Genomic DNA, 15,447 nt, shown 5'->3' on the forward strand with positions numbered 1-15,447 from the left:
AACGCTTTAGCGCGCCAGCGCGAGCAGGCCGTCGACATCGAGATGGGCTTCGATGTGCGCGGCAAGCGCGTCGAGCGCGCTTTCGACCCTGGCGCCATAGAGCTGATCCGCCACAGCGATATCGAGCTGCGCAAGGAACGCCTTGCGGAATTCGTCCGACGTGAACAGGCCGTGCAGATAGCTGCCGTGAACGCGCCCGTCGCTGGAAACGGCACCTTCAGCCACGCCATCAAGCCGTGCAAACGGCCGGGCGCGGTCCGGACCGTCGGTGCGCCCGATGTGGATCTCGTAGGCGTTGATCGGCTGACCGGTCGCAGCATGCACCGCGCTGACGCGGGTCAGCGTCTTCTGCTCGGTCATGGTGGTGGTGACATCGAGCAGGCCGAGGCCGCGCGTCTCGCCGGCGGGGCCCTCGATCCCATCGGGATCGGCGACGCTCTCGCCGAGCATCTGGTAGCCGCCGCACAGGCCGAGGACATGGCCGCCGCGGCGATGGTGCGCCAGCAGATCGATGTCCCAGCCTTGCGCGCGCAGGAAGGCGAGGTCGCCGCGGGTCGATTTCGAGCCGGGCAGGATGACGAGCCTGGCATCGCCGGGGACGGCTTCGCCCGGGCGCACCATCACGAGGTCGACGCCGGGCTCGAGCTTCAGCGGATCGAGGTCGTCGAAATTGGCGATCCGCGACAGCGCCAGAAACGCGATCTTGCATTGTCCGGGCTTGCGCGCCTCGCCGAGCCCGAGCGCATCTTCGGCAGGCAGCTCGGCGGCGCGAGCGAACCAGGGCAGCACGCCGAAGCCGCGCCATCCGGTGCGGGTTTCGATCAGGCGGTAGCCGTCATCGAACAGCGAGGGATCACCGCGGAATTTGTTGATGACGAAGCCCTGGATCATCGCGGCATCGTCGGGATCGATCACCGTCTTGATGCCGACGAGCTGCGCGATCACGCCGCCGCGGTCGATGTCGCCGACCAACACCACGGGCACGTCGGCCTTGCGCGCAAAGCCCATATTGGCGATGTCGGCCTTGCGCAAATTGACCTCGGCGGGACTGCCGGCGCCTTCGACCAGCACCAGATCGGCGCACGCCTTCAGGCGCTCGAAGCTTTCCAGCACCGCGCCCATCAGCGACGGTTTCATCGCGGCATATTCGCGCGCGCGGGCGGTCGCGATCCGCTTGCCGTGCACGATGACCTGGGCGCCGACATCGGTCTCCGGCTTCAGCAGCACCGGGTTCATGTCGGTGTGCGGCTCGACGCCGGCGGCGAGCGCCTGCAACGCCTGCGCGCGTCCGATCTCGCCGCCGTCGACGGTCACGGCCGCATTGTTCGACATGTTCTGCGGCTTGAACGGCAGCACGCGCAGGCCGCGCCGCGTGGCGGCGCGCGCGAGGCCGGCGACGATGAGCGACTTGCCCACGTCCGAGCCGGCGCCCTGGATCATCAATGCGCGCGCCATGGCGTTGGGCTCTTAGAACTCGACGCCCGGCTGGGCCTTGATGCCGGACCGGAACGGATGCTTCACCAGCGTCATCTCGGTGACGAGGTCGGCGATCTCGATCAACTCCTCCTTGGCGTTGCGACCGGTGAGCACGACATGGGTCATCGGTGGCTTCGACGTCTTCAGGAAATCGACCACGTCGGCGATCGCCAGATAGTCGTAGCGCAGCGCAATGTTGATCTCGTCGAGCACGACCATGCGCAGGCTTTCGTCGGCGATCAGCTGCTTGGCCTTTTCCCAGCCGGCTTGCGCCGCCGCGATGTCGCGGGCGCGATCCTGCGTCTCCCAGGTGAAGCCTTCACCCATCGCGTGGAATTGACAGAGATCGCCGAAATGCCCGGCGAGCAGGCGGCGCTCGCCGGTATCCCAGGCACCCTTGATGAACTGCACCACGGCGCAGGGAAAGCCGTGCGCCACGCAGCGGACGATCATGCCGAAGGCGGAGGAGGATTTTCCCTTGCCGGCGCCGGTGTGAACGATGATCAGGCCCTTTTCGCCGCTCTTGGTCGCCATGATCTTGTCGCGGGCGACCTTCTTTTTCGCCATCTTGGTCGCGTGGCGCGTATCCAGCGAAGCCTCGCCGCTGACGACCTCGTCTTCGGTCCCGTTTCCTTCAGACGTCATGACGTTCCTTCGGCTTGACAAGTTCGAGCCGCGGACGAATGGTGGGTCCGCGTTGGTTCCTGTCCTATGACAGGCGAAGAGGGAATGCGATAGGGCTCAAGTCGGGCCTGAAAAGCAGCCGCCCCCGCGACCGTGACCGGAGAGATGCCCAAAGCCACTGATTCCCCAAGGGGATCGGGAAGGCGGGGATCGAAGGGAGAAATCCTGCTCCGCAAGCCGGGAGACCTGCCAACGCAGCATGTTGTGAGACCGGCGGACGGGGTGTTCCGCGACGGGGAACGAACCGGTGCAAGATCGGTTCGTGTGCCTCATCGCTTCCCGCTGTCAATCCAGGAAGGCCGATGAGCGTTACCCTTCATGTCTGTATTACCTGCCGCGCCGGCCAAACGCTGGCGGAAGGTGAAGTCGCGCCCGGTGCGCGCCTGCACGCCGCGCTTGTCGAGGCCGGTGTGCCCGATGGCGTCAATCTGGTTCCCGTCGAATGTCTCTCGGCTTGCAGCCAGGGCTGCTCGGTCGCGCTCAGCGCGCCCGGCCGGTGGTCCTATGTCTATGGGCGCCTGTCCGAAGCCAATGCCGGGGATGTGATCGCCGGCGCCAGCGCCTATGCCGCGGCGCCCGACGGCATCGTGCCGTGGCGCAGCCGCCCGGAAGTTTTCCGCAAGCAATCGCTTGCCCGCATTCCACCACTTCCCGTCGTGCCGGAGGCCGCAGAATGACGACACTCGCCAAGGTTCCGGTCACCGTCGTGACCGGCTTTCTCGGATCCGGCAAGACGACGCTGATCCAGCATCTGATCCGCAACGCCAACGGCAAGAAGCTCGCCGTGCTGGTGAACGAATTCGGCAGCGAGGGCGTCGACGGCGACATCCTGAAGTCGTGCGCCGACGCCGATTGCCCGACCGAGAACATCGTCGAGCTCGCCAATGGCTGCATCTGCTGCACCGTCGCCGACGATTTCATCCCGGCGATGGAGCAGTTGCTCGCGCGCCCGGTGAAGCCCGATCACATCGTGATCGAGACCTCCGGCCTCGCGCTGCCGAAGCCGCTGCTCAAGGCGTTCGACTGGCCGGAGATTCGTTCGCGGATCACGGTCGACGGCGTGATCGCGCTGGCCGATGCGGAAGCCGTTGCGGCCGGCCGGTTTGCGCCCGACGTTGCCGCAGTGGATGCGCAGCGCGCGGCCGACGCCAATCTCGACCACGAGACGCCGCTGTCCGAAGTGTTCGAGGATCAGATCGCCTGCGCCGACATCGTGCTGCTGACCAAGGCCGATCTCGCCGGGGCAGAGGGGATCAGGGTGGCCAAGGAGGTGATCGCGGCCGAGATGCCGCGCGAGGTGCCGATGTTGCCCGTTGTCGACGGCACCATCGACGCGCGCGTGATCCTTGGGCTCGGCGCCGCGGCGGAAAACGATCTCGCGGCGCGCCCGTCGCATCATGACGGCGAAGAGGAGCACGAGCACGACGATTTCAATTCGGTGGTGATCGATCTGCCCGAGATTGTCGATGTCGAGGCGCTGGTCGCTTCGATCAAGGGGCTGGCGCGCGAGCAGAACGTGCTGCGCGCCAAGGGCTATATCGCCGTCGAGGGCAAGCCGATGCGGTTACTGGTGCAATCGGTCGGCGAGCGGGTGCGGCATCAGTTCGACATGCCCTGGGGCATGCGGCCGCGGCAGTCGAAGCTCGTCGTGATCGGCGAACACGGCGATATTGATGAAGCCGCCATCAGGGCACGGCTTGGTGTCTGATGCACGTCGTCTTCCGCGAGAGTCGCGGCCTTGAGGAGACCGCGACACCAAGGGACCTCGGCCAGGATCCGGCCGATCTCGTGGTGTTGTCGTTTTCCGACAGCGATCTCGCGGCGTTCGCGGCCGGCTGGCGACGTGGCCGTGCGGCATTGCCGTCGCTGCGGCTCGCCAATCTCGCGGAGCTGCGCCATCCGCTGTCGGTCGATACTTATATCGAGCGGACGCTGTCGCACGCGCGCGGCATTCTGGTGCGGCTGATCGGCGGCGAACCCTATTGGTCCTACGGGCTCTCAGCGGTGCATCGGCTGGCCAGGGAGCGCGGCATCGCCCTGGTAGTGCTGCCGGCGGATGGCCGCGACGATCTGCGGCTCGATGAATTCTCGACCTTGCCGGTCTCGACCCTGCGCCGTCTGAAGGTGCTGTGCGACAAGGGCGGCCCGGTTGCCGCGCAGGCCGTGATCGCGCAACTGGCGCTGGCGTCCGGCCTCTATGCCGGGCCAGTGGTGGGCGAGATCGATCTGCCGGAGATCGGCGTCTACGATCCCCGGCGCGGTGCCGTCGCGGTGCTGCCGGCGCCGGATGGCCGGCCGCGGGCGCTCGTGACCTTCTATCGCTCCTATCTCGCGGCCGGCGACACCGCGCCGGTCGACGCGTTGATCGATGCGTTGCGTGAGAGGGGCTTTGATGCCCACGGTGTCTTCGTCACCTCGCTGAAGGCGGCAGGTGTTGCGGACTGGCTGCGCGTTCAGCTCGCGCAATGCCCGCCTGCGGCCATCGTCAACGCCACTGCGTTCTCCGCTGCCGGGAACGACGGCACGACGCCGTTCGACGCGGCTTCGTGCCCGATGTTCCAGGTCGCGCTGTCCACGGCGCGGCGCGAGGATTGGGCCTTGTCGCTGCGCGGCCTGTCGCCCGGCGATCTCGCAATGCATGTGGTGTTGCCGGAAGTCGACGGCCGCCTGTTCGCTGGTGTAGCGAGCTTCAAGTCGCCCGGTGAGCGCGATCCCGATCTGCAATTCGCGCATCTTGCGCATCGACCGGACGCCGAGCGTGTCGCGGCGATTGTCGCGCGCGTCGCAGCCTGGCACCGGCTTGCCGGCAAGCCGGCGCAAGACAAGCAGCTCGCGCTCGTGCTGTCGAACTATCCCGGCCGTCCGCATCAGATCGCCCACGCCGTCGGCCTTGATGCGCTTGCTTCAGTCCAGACGTTGCTGGCCGATCTCGCGGGTGCAGGGTTTGACGTCGAGGCGGTGGAGTTGCCGGGCGATGCGCTTTTGCGCCGGAAACTGACGTGGGACGTGAACGAATATCGCGCGGCGCTCTCCGGTATTCCCCTGCAGCTCCAGGATGATCTGGCGCGTGCATGGGGCGCCCCGGAGGACGATCCCGATTGCCGTGACGGCGCATTTCATTTCGCCGCGATCCGATGCGGCAAGTCGGTCATCGCCGTTCAGCCGGAGCGCGGTGATGTCAGTCATCGCGATGCCGACTATCACGATCTGTCGCGCATGCCCCGCCATGCCTATGTCGCGTTCCATCTCTGGCTCCGGGGGCAAGGTATCGACGCCGTCGTCCACATCGGCGCGCATGGCACGCTGGAATGGCTGCCCGGCAAATCGGTTGCGCTGTCGTCCGCGTGCTGGCCGGAGGCATTGATCGGCGATCTGCCGGTTGTCTATCCCTTCATCGTCAACGATCCCGGCGAGGCGGCGCAGGCCAAGCGCCGGATCGGCGCCGTGACGATCGGTCATCTGCCGCCGCCGCTGGGACAAGCCGCGGTGCCGGAAAGCCTGCGTGCTCTCGAGCGCCTGCTCGATGAATATTCGACCGCCGATGGTCTCGACCCGGCGCGGCGGCAGCGCCTGATCGCTGCGATCCGCGAAGAAGCGCGCATAGCCGGGCTGGAGGACGATCTCGGTCTTGCCGCGTCAGTCTCCGCGGCCGAGGCCATCCCGCAGATCGACCGCTTCGTCTGCGATCTCAAGGAAAGCCAGTTCGGCGACGGACTGCACGTGTTCGGGCAGGGCGCTTGCGGCGAGGCGGAGAAGGCGGCGTTACTTGATGCGCTGGCCGGCCGGCGCGTCGCGCCGGGGCCGTCGGGCTCGCCCTATCGCGGGCGCAGCGACGTGCTGCCGACCGGACGCAATCTGTTTGCCGTCGATCCACGCGCGGTGCCGACGCCGTCGGCGCATGCGCAGGGTGTGAAGCTCGCCGAGGAACTGCTGCGCCGTCATTTGCAGGATCACGGCGACTGGCCGAAGGGACTCGTCGTCGATCTCTGGGGCTCGTCGACGATGCGCACTGCCGGTGAGGATTTTGCGATGGCGTTGCACCTTGCCGGCATCGCGCCGCGCTGGGATCACGGGTCGGGCCGGGTGACCGGCTACGACATCATCGCGCTGGCGGAGCTCGGCCGTCCCCGCATCGACGTCACGCTGCGTGTGTCAGGCCTGTTCCGCGACGTGTTTGCGGGGCTTGCCCAATTGTTCGAAGCCGCGACGGAAGCTCTGTCAGAACGCAGCGAGGAGGCGGACGAGAATCCCTATCGGCAGCGTATCGCCCGCGTGTTCGGTCCGCGCCCCGGACATTATGGTGCCGGCATCGCGTCGATCCCCGATGTCTTCACAGCAGAGGCGCGCGAGGCGGCCGGCGAAGCCTGGCTCTCGGCGTCATCCTGGGCCATCGCGTCCGATGGCCAGATCCGGCCGGATCGCGCCGCCATCGAGGCGCGGCTCGCTGCCGCCGACAGCTTTGTTCATACCCAGGACTTGCCGGAGACCGATCTGCTGCTGGCGGCGGACTATGCTGCGCACGAGGCGGGCATTGCGGCGGCGGCGCGCCGGTTAGGCACAAGCATCCCCTCGCTCTATCACCTCGATGCGACGCGGCCGGATCAGCCGCATGCGCGATCGCTGACCGAGGAGATCGCGCGGGTGGTGCGGGCGCGCGCAGCCAATCCGGCATGGATCGCGGGGATGATGCGTCACGGCTTCCGCGGCGCTGCCGAAATATCCGCGACGCTGGAGCACATGGCGGCATTTGCGCATCTTGCCGGTGCGGTGCCGCCGCATCTGTTCGACCTGTATTACGACGCGACGATCGGCAATGACGAGGTTCGCGGCTTCATGGCGCGCGAGAATCCAGCCGCGCTGGCTGCGATCGAAACCTGCTTCACCCGGCTGCATGAAGCCTTGCTCTGGCAAACGCGGCGCAACTCGATTGCGGCTGCGCTGCAGGAGGCCTCATGAGCGCGGTCGCGATCAAGGGCTGGTGTCCCGGCGCGCTGCGGCCGATGCAGTCGGGCGATGGCCTCGTGGTGCGGATCCGCCCGCGCGTCGGTCGACTGGACGCCATCCAGGCGGTGGGGATCGCCGAGCTTGCTGCGCGATATGGCAACGGCCTGATCGACCTGACCAGCCGCGGCAATCTCCAGATCCGCGGCGTCAGCGATGCGGGGTATCCGGCCTTGATCGACGGGCTTGCCGAGCTCGGGTTGCTGGATGCAGATTCCGAGACTGAAGCGCAGCGCAACATTCTGGTGACGCCATTCTGGACCGCCGGTGACGACACGCGCCCGCTCGCGGCCGAGCTCGAGCGGGCACTCGCCGGTGCCTCTCTCGATCTTCCGACCAAGTTCGGTTTCGCCATCGACGACGGCAACGAGCGGCTTCTGGCTGGCGCATCGGCGGATGTCAGGATCGAGCGCGATCGCAATGGAAGCCTGCTGGTGCGCGCTGATGGCGCGCGGTCCGGGCGCTCGGTCAGGCGGGACGAGGCCGTGCGGGTCGCGCTTGCGCTGGCCGAGTGGTTCGTTGCTTCCGGCGGAGCCAGGGGTGGGAAGCGACGGATGGCGGCGCATCTGGCCGGCGGCGCGAGCCTTCCCGTATTGCTTCGTGGCGATGCCAAGCCTGTGGCCCGATCGGCGGACCCTGTTCCCGGCCTCTATCCTATCGGTGCAATGGTCGGCGTGGCCTTCGGGCAAATGCCGCACCACACACTCGGCCATCTCGCCGCGTGCGCACAGGTGCTTCGCATGACGCCGTGGCGGATGCTGCTGGCGGAAGGAATGCATGAGATGCCTCGCGGGGCGGACCTCGTCACCGATGCCGACGATCCGGCGCTCCGCGTGATCGCCTGCAGCGGCGCGCCGCGCTGCGGTGAGGCGTATGCCGATACGCGCGCATTGGCGTCGACGCTTGCGCGGCATATCCCGGCTGACGCGCGGCTGCATGTGTCAGGCTGTGCCAAAGGCTGCGCCCATTCCGGCTCCGCGGACATCACCCTTGTGGCCACACGCGACGGCTTTGACCTGATCCGTCACGGCACGGCGCGTGACGTGCCCGTCATGCGGGGACTAACTGGTTCGGACCTCGTTGCAAATCCTTCGCTGCTGTCGGGAGCCCATTGATGCCGCACGTCTACGAGACCGACGGTGCGGCGATCTATCGCCAGTCCTTTGCCACCATCCGGTCGGAGGCCGAACTCGGCCGCTTCACGCCCGACGAGGAGCCGGTGGTGGTACGCATGATCCATGCGGCGGGCATGGTGGGCCTGGAAGCGCATATTCGCTTCACGCCCGGCATGGCCGCGCGGGCACGGGCAGCATTGCAGGAGGGCGCGCCGATCCTCTGCGATGCGCGCATGGTCTCGGAGGGAATTACGCGCGCGCGGCTGCCGGCCCGCAACGAGGTGATCTGCACGCTCGGTGACGCCACCGTTCCCGCGCTCGCGCAATCGATGCGCAATACGCGGTCTGCTGCCGCGCTTGAGCTGTGGCGGCCGCATCTGGCCGGCGCCATCGTCGCGATCGGCAATGCGCCGACGGCGCTGTTCCATCTGCTCAACATGCTGGAGCATCCCGACTGCCCGCGGCCGGCGGCGATCATCGGCTGTCCGGTCGGCTTCGTCGGTGCGGCCGAGTCCAAGGCGGCATTGATGGCCGGGGCGCCCGTGCCGGCGCTGACGGTTGAGGGACGTCTCGGCGGCTCGGCGATCACCGTTGCCGCCGTCAATGCGTTGGCGAGCTGGAGCGAATAGCGATGGGACGCATCATCTGCTGCGGGCTCGGCCCCGGCGATCCCGACCTGATGAGCGTGCGCGCCGACCGCATCGTGCGCTCGGCAAGACATGTCGCCTATTTCCGCAAGAAGGGGCAATCCGGGCAGGCGCGCCGGATCGTGGACGGATTGCTTGCCGCTGACGTCAGCGAATATCCGATGGAGTACCCGGTCACCACGGAGATTGCGTTCGACAACCCCGAATACGCGCGGCTGCTGGCCGATTTCTACGATGCATGGGCCGAGCGGCTGGCGCGGCTGGCGCGCGAGATAGACGTGGTCGTGCTGTGCGAGGGCGATCCCTATTTCTACGGTTCGTTCATGCATCTCTACGCGCGCCTGCAGGGCCGGGTCGAGATCGAGGTGATCGCCGGCATTCCCGGCATGGTGGGCTGCTGGAATGCGGTCGGCCAGCCGATCGCGTTGGCCGACGATGTGACCACCGTCCTGATGGGCACGCTGCCGGAGGCGGAGCTCATGCAGCGGATGCGCAGTTCCGACGCGCTGGTCGTGATGAAGACCGGCCGCAATCTTCCGAAGATCCGCCGCGCGCTCGCGGCCGCCGGTCGTCTCGACGATGCGTGGCTGGTCGAACGCGGCACCATGCCGGACCAGCGGGTCGCGCGGCTTGCTGACATCGGCGAGGCCGATTGTCCGTATTTTGCGATCGTGCTGGTGCACGGGCAGGGGCGGCGCAGGCCATGAGCGGCACGCTGACCATCGCAGGATTGGGGCCGGGCGATGAAGCACAGATCACGCCGGAAGTCTCCGCCGCGCTCGCGGCGGCGACCGACATCATCGGCTATGCCCCCTATGTTTCGCGTGTGCCGCCGCGCGCCGGCCTGACGCTGCACCCGTCCGACAATCGTGTGGAATTGCAACGCGCCGGCGAGGCGCTGCGGCTCGCATCCGAGGGGCGGCAGGTCGTCGTGGTTTCATCAGGCGATCCCGGGGTGTTCGCGATGGCATCCGCCGTGTTCGAAGCGCTGGAGGACGCGCCGCAATGGCACGATCTGCCGATTCGCGTGCTGCCCGGCGTGACGGCGATGCTGGCGGCAGCCGCGCGTGTCGGCGCGCCACTCGGCCATGATTTCTGCGCGATCAACCTCTCCGACAATCTCAAGCCATGGTCGTTGATCGAAAAGCGCCTGCGGCTCGCGGCCGAAGCCGATTTTGCCATCGCGATGTACAATCCACGCTCGGCGAGCCGGCCGGAAGGCTTTGCGCGGACGCTCGAGATCTTGAACGACGCCGGTTGCGGCGAACGCATCGTGATTTTCGCGCGCGCCGTCTCTACACCAGACCAGCAGATCGAAACGGTCGAGTTGCGCGACGCGCGGCCCGAGATGGCCGACATGCGGACGCTCGTGATCGTCGGCAATTCGGCGACGCGGCGCGTCGGCCGCTGGGTCTATGCGCCGAGGCAGGTCCGATGACCGAGCCATTGCATCACGGCTTCGACGCTCTCTACCCGCGGTCGCTCAGGGAGCCGCGGCCGCGTGATCATGATGACGGGAAGGTCGAGCGCGCGTGCGGCGTCGATCTTGGCGCGGGCGCCGGTTCCGCCGGAATTGCGGGCGACGATCCATTCGATATTGCGCGCGCGCATCATCTCGAGCTCGGCCTCGAGCGTGAAGGGTCCGCGCGAGACGATGACGTCCGCATCGGGCAATGGCAGCGGTTGCTCGGGCGGATCGACAAATCGCAACGTATAGGCCTGCTGCGGCAGGGCACCGAACGGCGCGATATGCTGGCGGCCGATTGCGAGAAATACATTGGCACGACGCTCCGGCAAGGCCGCGACCGCGGCTGCGACGTCCGCGACCTCGATCCAGCGGTCGCCGGGGGTCCTCTCCCAGGGCGCGCGTTCGAGCGCGAGCAACGGTGTCGCGGCCTGCGCGCAGGCGGCGATCGCGTTGCGGCTCATCTCGGCCGCGAAGGGGTGCGTCGCGTCGATCACATGGGTGATGCGTTCACGACGCAGATAATCGGCAAGGCCGCTGATGCCGCCGAAGCCGCCGATGCGGGTCGGCAGCGGCTGCTCGGCCGGCGCGTGGGTGCGGCCGCCATAGGAATAGATCGCGTCGATCCCCGCGCGGCTGACCGCAGCGGCAAGCAAATTGGCGTCGGCCGTTCCGCCCAGGATCAGGGCGCGCATCATGGGTAATCCGTGGTTGACCATCATCGGTATCGGCGAAGATGGCCTTGCCGGGCTGTCCGACGCAAGCCGAAAGGCGCTTGATGAAGCCGAGGCGGTTTTCGGCGGCGAACGGCACCTTGCGCTGGCCGGCATCACCGATCGTGGCCGCACCTGGACGGTGCCGTTCGATGCGGACATCGTGCTCGGTTGCCGCGGTCGTCCGACTGTCGTGCTCGCCTCCGGCGATCCGTTCTGGCATGGCGCCGGTGGAAGCCTTGTCGAGAAGCTGCAGGCCGGCGAGTGGGTCGCACGTTCCGCGCCGTCGACGTTCGCGCTGGTGGCGGCTCGTTTGGGCTGGCGGCTCGAGAACACAGTCTGCCTCGGTCTTCACGCTGCGCCATTCGAACGGCTGGTGCCGCATCTTTCGCGCGGTGCACGGATCGTCTGTCTGGTGCGCGATGGCAAGGCGGCCGCCGATCTCGCGCGCTGGCTCACGGAGCGTGGCTGGGGGGCGTCAGCGGTGTGGACGCTGTGCGCGCTCGGCGGCCCGCGCGAATCCGTTACGCAGCATCGCGCTGACTCCTATGCTGGCAATTCAGGCGACAGCCTGGTCACGCTTGCCCTGGAGGCGAGGGGAGGGCAAGGACTCGCGCGCAGCTCGGGCCTTCTCGACGCATTGTTTGTGCATGACGGGCAGCTGACAAAGCGGCCGGTCCGCGCGCTTGCGCTGTCGGCGCTTGCGCCGCGGCCCGGTGAGCGGCTGTGGGATATCGGCGCCGGTTCGGGCTCGATCTCGGTCGAATGGGCGCTCTGCGGCGGAACAGCGATCGCGGTCGAGGCGCGCGGCGAACGCGCCGCCAACATCCGCAGCAATGCCGCGAGCTTCGGCCTGACGCACCGGATCACCGTCATCGAGGGCGAGGCACCCGGCATCCTGCTGGAGCTTGCGGCACCCGATGCCGTATTCATCGGCGGCGGCCTCGATGCCGATATGTTCGATGCGATCTGGTCGCGCATCGCGCAGGGCACGCGGCTGGTCGCGCATGCGGTGACCCTGGAAACCGAGGCGCTGCTCTCCGGCCTGCAGCAGCGCCATGGCGGCGAATTGATGCGTTTCGAGATCGCGCTGGCCGAGCCGCTCGGCCGCTATCGCGCCTGGAAGGCCGCGCGGCCGATTGTGCAGTGGAGCGTGATCAGATGAAGGTCGCGGGTCTGGGATTCAGGCGCGAAGCCGGTGTCGCGTCCCTGCGTGAAGCGCTCGACGCGGCCGGTGGTCCCGAGGGCCTTGCGGCGCTTGCAACGCTGAGTGACAAGGCGGATGCGGCGGCGTTGAGAGCCCTGGCGCAGGAACTCGGGCTGTCGATCCGAAGCATCCCCGCCGAGGCGTTGACCGAGATCGAAACCGTGACGCAATCCGAGTTGATCCGCGCCGAGTTTGGCACAGGCTCCGTCGCAGAAGCCGCGGCGATCGCCGCAGCAGGACGCGGTGCGCGGCTGATTTCGGTGAGGGCTGTTTCGCAGGATCGAATGGCGACCGCGGCAATCGCGGAAGGAGATGGCGAATGACGGTGCATTTCATCGGCGCAGGACCGGGCGCGGCCGATCTCCTGACCTTGCGCGGGCGCGATCTCATCGCCTCGTGCCCGGTCTGCCTCTATGCCGGATCGCTTGTGCCTCCAGGCGTGCTGGCGCATTGCCCGAAGGATGCCCGCATCGTCAACACCGCGCCGCTGTCGCTCGATGAGATCATTGCCGAGATAGCCACGGCGCATGCGGCGGGCAAGGACATCGCGCGGCTGCACTCGGGCGATCTCTCGATCTGGTCCGCGATGGGAGAACAGCTGCGCCGGTTGCGCGCGTTGCGGATTCCCTATTCCGTCACGCCTGGCGTACCGGCTTTCTCGGCTGCTGCGGCGGCGCTGGAGTCCGAGCTCACGCTGCCGGGCCTTGCGCAATCGGTGGTGCTGACGCGCACGCCGGGCCGGGCAAGCGCGATGCCGGATGGCGAGACGCTCGCAGCGTTCGCCACGACTGGCGCGGTGCTGGCCATCCATCTGTCGATCCATCTGCTTGACAAGGTCGTCGCCGAGCTCACGCCGCACTACGGCGCGGACTGTCCGGTGGCGATCGTCTGGCGTGCGAGCTGGCCGGACCAGCGCATCGTGCGCGCCACGCTCGCGACGCTCGATGCCGCGATCGGGCCGGAGCTCGAACGTACCGCGCTCATCCTGGTCGGCAAGACGCTCGGCGCAGACGAGTTCGCCGAAAGCCGGCTCTATGCCGCCGATTATGACCGCCGCTACCGCCCGGTCGGCGAGGTGCCGCGCTTTCCGGAACCATCACGATGACCGTGGGGCTCGTGATCTCCGCGCCGGCATCCGGTGTCGGCAAGACGACGCTGACGCTGGCGCTGGCCCGCGCCTGGCGCAATCGCGGGCTCAGGGTGCAATGCCTCAAGAGCGGGCCCGATTACATCGATCCGGCGTTCCATGCGGTCGCCACGGGACGGCCATCCGTCAATCTCGATAGCTGGGCGATGGCGTCGGATGCGATCGTCCATCTGGCGAGCCGCGGCGCGGATGCCGATCTCGTGCTGGCCGAAGGCTCGATGGGGTTGTTCGACGGCGTCGCCGCGCGCGGCGTCTCCGGCACCGGGGCCACCGCCGACATCGCCGAGATGACGGGATGGCCGGTGCTGTTGGTGATCGATCCCTCCGGCCAGGCCCAGACGGCGGCGGCGATCGCCGCCGGGCTGCGCGACTTCCGCACCGGCGTGCGGCTGGCCGGCGTCGTTCTCAACCGCGTCGCGAGCGCAAGGCACGAAGCGCTGGTGCGCGATGCCATGGCAGGTGCTGGCGTTGCGGTTTTCGGTGCGCTGCCGCGCCACGCCGAGATCGCCTTGCCGAAGCGTCATCTCGGTCTGGTGCAGGCCGAAGAGCAGGCCGAGATCGATGGTCTGATCGACGAAGCTGCCCGCTTCGTCGCCAATCATGTCGATCTGGACGCCGTACTGCAATCGGCCGGCGCCTGGGCGCCGCAACCTTCCGCGCGCGGGCTGGATATCATGCCGCCCGGCCAGCGCATTGCGCTGGCGCGTGACGCCGCATTCTCGTTCGTTTATCCGCACATGCTGGAAGCCTGGCGCGCGGCCGGCGCCGAGGTCGTGACGTTCTCGCCGCTTGCCGATGAGAGCCCCGATGCGGACGCCGATGTGTGCTGGCTGCCCGGTGGCTATCCCGAGCTGCATGCCGGCCGGCTCGCGGCAAACAGGCGATTCCTCGATGGGGTGCGCGCATTTGCCGGGACGAAGCCGGTGCATGGCGAGTGCGGCGGCTACATGGTGCTGGGCGCCGCGCTCACCGATGCGGACGGTGCGCGCCACGAGATGGTGGGGCTACTCGGCCTCGAGACGAGCTATGCCAAGCGCCGCATGCATCTGGGTTATCGGCTCGCCGAGCTTGCGGCACCGATGCCGGGATATGGCTCGGGCGCGCGCCTGCGCGGCCATGAGTTTCACTACTCAACGATCATCTCGCAGCCCGACACCCCGCTCGCGGTGGTGCGCGATGCGACCGGCACGGTCGTCGCAGAGACCGGATCGCGGCGGGGCCATGCGACAGGCACATTCTTCCATCTGATCGCGGAGGACCGGTGAGCGGTTTCGTCTCCTTCGTCTCGGCCGGTCCCGGCGATCCCGACCTCCTGACCATGAAGGGGGCCGCGCGGCTGCGCGAGGCCGACGTCGTGCTCTATGACGACCTCGCCTCGGGTGCGATCCTCGATCTCGCGCGCTCCGGCGCCAATCTCGTCGCGGTCGGCAAGCGCGCCGGCCGGCTGTCGGCGCGGCAACACCATGTCAGCCGGTTGCTGGTCGACTATGCCGCGGCCGGTGTGCGGGTGGTGCGGCTGAAATCCGGCGACGCCGGCATCTTCGGCCGGCTCGAGGAGGAGATCGAGGCGCTGCGCGCCGCCGGCATCGGCTACGAGATCATCCCGGGCGTGACCTCCGCGTCGGTCGCCGCGGCGCGGGCCGGCATCCCGCTGACGCGGCGGTTGACCTCGCGCCGGGTGCAGTTCGTAACCGGCGCCGATGTCACCGGCGGATTGCCCACGGATTTGAACTGGGCGGCGCTGGCCGACCCGGAAGCGACCACGGTCGTCTATATGGGGCGGCGCACGTTTCCGGCGCTGGCCGCAAAATTGATCGCGCAGGGTCTCGCGCCTGACACGCCCGCATTGTTGGCGGAGTCGCTCGGTCAGGCCGATGAGCGGCTTGTCCGCACCACGATCGCAGCGCTGGCCGAACGTCTCACCGATGTGGGCGCTGCCACCGCGGCTGCCGTCATTCTGTTCGGTGCGCTGGCGCCGGAGCAAGGGTGACG

At 67.9% G+C, this 15,447-nt stretch carries 15 protein-coding genes and 1 riboswitch; of the genes, 12 read left to right on the forward strand and 3 right to left on the reverse strand.

Features of this window, described 5'->3' with window-relative positions; translation table 11 throughout:
- Positions 1–6: 6 nt before the first annotated feature.
- Positions 7–1,455, reverse strand: a complete 1,449-nt coding sequence (locus JQ507_10990) for a cobyric acid synthase (protein QRI71950.1) — start codon at positions 1,453–1,455, stop codon at positions 7–9.
- A gap of 12 nt (positions 1,456–1,467) precedes the next feature.
- Complete coding sequence (cobO, locus tag JQ507_10995) at positions 1,468–2,121, reverse strand: cob(I)yrinic acid a,c-diamide adenosyltransferase (protein ID QRI71951.1); 654 nt, start codon at positions 2,119–2,121, stop codon at positions 1,468–1,470.
- 36 nt (positions 2,122–2,157) lie between these two features.
- Positions 2,158–2,369, forward strand: a riboswitch (cobalamin riboswitch).
- A gap of 93 nt (positions 2,370–2,462) precedes the next feature.
- Between cobO and JQ507_11000 the strand changes: the two genes are divergently transcribed.
- The 7 genes from JQ507_11000 to cobJ are packed head-to-tail and all read left to right on the forward strand — an operon-like array spanning position 2,463 to position 10,361.
- On the forward strand, positions 2,463–2,837 hold the full coding sequence (locus tag JQ507_11000) for a DUF1636 domain-containing protein (protein ID QRI71952.1): 375 nt from the start codon (positions 2,463–2,465) through the stop codon (positions 2,835–2,837).
- Positions 2,834–3,868: a cobalamin biosynthesis protein CobW gene (gene cobW, locus JQ507_11005; protein QRI71953.1), complete on the forward strand. Its 1,035-nt coding sequence runs from the start codon at positions 2,834–2,836 to the stop codon at positions 3,866–3,868. Before JQ507_11000 ends, cobW begins: the two co-directional genes overlap by 4 nt.
- On the forward strand, positions 3,868–7,116 hold the full coding sequence (gene cobN, locus JQ507_11010) for a cobaltochelatase subunit CobN (protein ID QRI71954.1): 3,249 nt from the start codon (positions 3,868–3,870) through the stop codon (positions 7,114–7,116). The genes cobW and cobN overlap by 1 nt, the downstream gene beginning before the upstream one ends.
- Entirely contained in the window at positions 7,113–8,276 is a 1,164-nt protein-coding gene (gene cobG / locus JQ507_11015) for a precorrin-3B synthase (protein ID QRI71955.1), read from the forward strand. Before cobN ends, cobG begins: the two co-directional genes overlap by 4 nt.
- A complete protein-coding gene (locus JQ507_11020) occupies positions 8,276–8,905 on the forward strand; it encodes a precorrin-8X methylmutase (protein QRI71956.1) in 630 nt (209 codons plus the stop codon). The genes cobG and JQ507_11020 overlap by 1 nt, the downstream gene beginning before the upstream one ends.
- A gap of 2 nt (positions 8,906–8,907) precedes the next feature.
- Positions 8,908–9,630 (forward strand): precorrin-2 C(20)-methyltransferase, encoded by a 723-nt coding sequence (locus JQ507_11025; protein QRI71957.1) that lies wholly within the window; start codon positions 8,908–8,910, stop codon positions 9,628–9,630.
- On the forward strand, positions 9,627–10,361 hold the full coding sequence (gene cobJ, locus JQ507_11030) for a precorrin-3B C(17)-methyltransferase (protein ID QRI71958.1): 735 nt from the start codon (positions 9,627–9,629) through the stop codon (positions 10,359–10,361). The genes JQ507_11025 and cobJ overlap by 4 nt, the downstream gene beginning before the upstream one ends.
- Here cobJ and JQ507_11035 read toward each other — a convergent pair.
- Positions 10,337–11,086 (reverse strand): cobalt-precorrin-6A reductase, encoded by a 750-nt coding sequence (locus JQ507_11035; protein QRI71959.1) that lies wholly within the window; start codon positions 11,084–11,086, stop codon positions 10,337–10,339. The two genes, cobJ and JQ507_11035, sit on opposite strands and share 25 nt — an antisense overlap.
- Between JQ507_11035 and JQ507_11040 the strand changes: the two genes are divergently transcribed.
- From JQ507_11040 to cobA, 5 genes are read left to right on the forward strand one after another with little or no spacing between them, the layout of a single operon-like run.
- On the forward strand, positions 11,085–12,266 hold the full coding sequence (locus JQ507_11040; GenBank protein QRI71960.1) for a bifunctional cobalt-precorrin-7 (C(5))-methyltransferase/cobalt-precorrin-6B (C(15))-methyltransferase: 1,182 nt from the start codon (positions 11,085–11,087) through the stop codon (positions 12,264–12,266). The genes JQ507_11035 and JQ507_11040 overlap by 2 nt on opposite strands.
- Positions 12,263–12,631 carry a cobalamin biosynthesis protein gene (locus JQ507_11045; GenBank protein ID QRI71961.1) on the forward strand — a complete coding sequence of 123 codons (369 nt, stop codon included), beginning with the start codon at positions 12,263–12,265 and terminating at the stop codon, positions 12,629–12,631. Before JQ507_11040 ends, JQ507_11045 begins: the two co-directional genes overlap by 4 nt.
- On the forward strand, positions 12,628–13,413 hold the full coding sequence (cobM, locus tag JQ507_11050; protein ID QRI71962.1) for a precorrin-4 C(11)-methyltransferase: 786 nt from the start codon (positions 12,628–12,630) through the stop codon (positions 13,411–13,413). The genes JQ507_11045 and cobM overlap by 4 nt, the downstream gene beginning before the upstream one ends.
- Positions 13,410–14,720: a cobyrinate a,c-diamide synthase gene (locus tag JQ507_11055; protein QRI71963.1), complete on the forward strand. Its 1,311-nt coding sequence runs from the start codon at positions 13,410–13,412 to the stop codon at positions 14,718–14,720. Before cobM ends, JQ507_11055 begins: the two co-directional genes overlap by 4 nt.
- Positions 14,717–15,445 carry a uroporphyrinogen-III C-methyltransferase gene (cobA, locus tag JQ507_11060; GenBank protein ID QRI71964.1) on the forward strand — a complete coding sequence of 243 codons (729 nt, stop codon included), beginning with the start codon at positions 14,717–14,719 and terminating at the stop codon, positions 15,443–15,445. The genes JQ507_11055 and cobA overlap by 4 nt, the downstream gene beginning before the upstream one ends.
- The last annotated feature ends 2 nt before the right edge of the window (positions 15,446–15,447 follow it).

The organism is Bradyrhizobium sp. PSBB068 (genome assembly GCA_016839165.1).
Classification (GTDB): domain Bacteria; phylum Pseudomonadota; class Alphaproteobacteria; order Rhizobiales; family Xanthobacteraceae; genus Bradyrhizobium.